The sequence below is a fragment of the Nostoc sp. genome (genome assembly GCF_035638895.1).
Taxonomy (GTDB): domain Bacteria; phylum Cyanobacteriota; class Cyanobacteriia; order Cyanobacteriales; family Nostocaceae; genus Nostoc.
The window spans coordinates 1-3,060 of record NZ_DASQZC010000660.1 but is presented as its reverse complement, the minus strand read 5'-3'; the positions used below and the strand labels follow the sequence as shown (position 1 = coordinate 3,060).

Annotated in this window: 3 protein-coding genes; all 3 read left to right on the top strand. The window is 43.8% G+C overall.

From position 1 onward, the window contains the following. Positions 1–104: 104 nt before the first annotated feature. The gene (locus VE944_RS31165; protein WP_324986764.1) at positions 105–350 is read left to right on the top strand and encodes a hypothetical protein; all 246 of its coding nucleotides are present in this window, start codon (positions 105–107) and stop codon (positions 348–350) included. A 64-nt stretch (positions 351–414) separates the two neighbouring features. Further along, the gene (locus tag VE944_RS31160) at positions 415–1,461 is read left to right on the top strand and encodes a zinc-dependent dehydrogenase (RefSeq protein WP_324986766.1); all 1,047 of its coding nucleotides are present in this window, start codon (positions 415–417) and stop codon (positions 1,459–1,461) included. 313 nt (positions 1,462–1,774) lie between these two features. Further along, the coding region (locus VE944_RS31155) for an inorganic phosphate transporter (protein ID WP_324986762.1) at positions 1,775–3,060 on the top strand (1,286 nt) is incomplete at its 3' end.

Genomic DNA, 3,060 nt, shown 5'->3' with positions numbered 1-3,060 from the left:
TCTGATGCGTGCTGCTGAGGCAGAGTTATACGAACTTCATTTTTCACAAGAAATTCTGGATGGTGCTACTCGTAACCTTTTAAAAGATGGAAGAATGAAAACAGATGCTCAGGCAGCATACTTTCAAGAACAAATCAAGAGGTGGCCGGTGCTTTGAGGGTGAACGTTATCGACTTTGGCAAAAAGAAGGAATTTTAAGAATTACTGCTAAGGACAACCGGGGTGAGATTCTCAGGCTTGAGAATGGCGGTATTGGGGGATATCTTTTAGCGGTAGATGTTGAAGCATTCCAAAGATTTGAACAAAGCTTAGAAACAGAATTAGAACAAGCTAAAACACAGAAATCTTAAACCTGATAGCCTAACGTTGACTGCTAATGTTACATCTAGTATCGTTGAGCGGGGAAAAACCAACGTGAAAGCACAGGTATTTAGAGGCGTTAATCAACTTTCTTACGAAGATATCCCAGTTCCAACCTTAGAACCAGATGAAGTGCTGGTACAGGTGCGGGTTGTGGGGTTGTGCCAGTCAGATATTAAAAAAATTCGTTATCCACTGTATGAACCGCCGCGCATTTTTGGACATGAAACTGCCGGCACGATCGCAGCAATAGGCAATAATGTCAAAGGTTGGCAAGTTGGACAACGGGTAGCAGTGATGCACCACATCCCCTGTATGCGTTGCGCCTACTGCCTAAATGATAATTTCTCTATGTGTGATGTTTACAAAAACATCTCCACTACCGCAGGCTTTAACGCCAGTGGTGGCGGTTTTGCTGATTATGTCAAGGTTCCCAGACATATTGTGGAAAATGGTGGGTTAATTTCCATCCCGGATAATATCAGTTTTGAAGAAGCAAGTTTTGTAGAACCGACTAACTGTTGCTTGAAAGCTGTGAAAAAAGCCCAAATTGCCCCAGGACAAACTGTATTAGTTACTGGTGCTGGGCCTATTGGGTTAATGTTCATTATGTTGGTGAAGTATTTCGGAGCAAAAGCGATCGCTACCGATTTACTACCCTCTAGAATTGAAAAAGCCTTGAGTGTCGGTGCAGAGGCGGCTTTTGATGCTCGCGATCCCGATTTAAGAGCAAAAATCCATGCCCTAACTGGTGGACTGGGTGTTGATATTACTCTGCTGGCTGTTCCTAGCGAAAAAGCTTTCTTTCAAGCACTTGATAGTACTCGCAAAGGTGGCAAAATATTATTTTTCGCTGAATTCCCTGATGAGGTGGAAATTTCAATTAATCCCAATATTCTCTACCGTCGAGAAATTGACTTGATAGGAAGTTATAGCTCATCTTATCGGCTTCAAAGTTTATCAGCTGATATTGTATTTAATCAGCGAATAGATGTAAAAGCCTTGATTAGCGATCGCTATCCATTAAAAGATTTATCAGCAGCCGTTGAGCAAGCGATCGCACCTACACCCGATACTTATAAAATCTTAATTTATCCGTAACAGGGAGATTAGGGAGATGGGGGAGTGTTAAAAGTAGAATTTTAAAGCTAAAAGGTTCAACGACGAAGCTCAAAGGTTCAACGACGAAGCTCAGAGGTTAAACGATGAACCTCAGAGGTTAAACGATGAAGCTCAAAAGTTCAACGACGAAGCTCAAAGGTTAAACGATGAAGCTCAGAGGTTCAACGACGAAGCTCAAAGGTTCAACGATGAAGCTCAAAGGTTCAACGACGAAGCTCAGAGGTTCAAAGTTCACCCTTAAAAGCTCAAGTTTCATCCTCATCTCCCTCACTTTCCCCTTGTCCCCAACAAAATGCTTATTACCCTACTTTTGGTAGCTTTACTAGCTTTCTACGTCGCCTGGAATCTCGGAGCAAATGATGTCGCTAACGCGATGGGAACCTCTGTAGGCTCCAAAGCTGTTACCCTCAAACAAGCGATAATAATTGCCGGGATATTAGAGTTTACGGGTGCTGTATTGTTTGGACATGAGGTAACGGAAACTCTCGCAACGAAAATTGCGAATCCTGCTTTATTCGCAGCTACACCCCAAATATTCGTTACTGGGATGATAACGGTACTAATATCTTGTGGTGTGTGGTTGCAAATTGCCACATCACGCGGTTTACCAGTCTCATCTTCTCATGCGGTTGTTGGTGCGATCGCTGGATTTAGTTGGGTAGCTTTAGGAGTAGGTGCAATTGATTGGTCATCAATTGGCTCGATCACCATTGCCTGGATTTTAACGCCATTAATTAGTGGTGCGATCGCTGCTTTATTTTACAGTCTAATAAAGCACTGGATTTTAGATCAACCCAATCAAGTAGTGCAGTTACAAGAATGGATTCCCTGGTTGAGTACTCTGCTACTAAGTGTATTCGGCGTAATTGTATTACCATCACTCACAGAACCGCTAACCATTTTTGTAATTGAGCAAGTTGGTTTTACGATCCCTGCTTACGACATCCCCCTGCTAACGGGTGCAGTAGCAGCAGTTGGACTGACAATCATTAGTTGGCGACAATTGGAAAATTTGGGGAAAACAGAAGAGTCTACCCAATCCCCAGCCCCCAATCCCCAGTCCCCAATCCCTAATCCCGTAGAGCGTGTATTCGGAAGATTCCAACTACTAAGTGCTTGCTTTGTCGCCTTTGCTCATGGTTCTAATGATGTGGGAAATGCGATCGCTCCTTTAGCTGCGATCGTCTACATCAATCGCACTGGTAGCGTACCAACAGATGGTATCACCATCCCCATTTGGATTTTAATCCTTGGTGGTGCTGGTATTGTTGGTGGTTTAGCTGTCTGGGGTAAAAAAGTCATCGCCACTATTGGCGAAAACATTATTGCCTTACAACCTAGCAGTGGATTTTGTGCCGAACTTGCTACTGCTACCACCATCCTCATTGCCTCCCGGCTAGGTTTACCAGTCTCCACCTCCCACGCTCTCGTCGGCGCTGTAGTTGGTATTGGACTAGTGCAAAATATCAAGTCGATTAAGTTTCAAACACTAAAAGGCATTGCTGGCGCATGGCTAATTACAATCCCCGTGAGTGCTGCCCTTAGCGCTGCCATCTTTAGCATCGCCCGGATTTTATT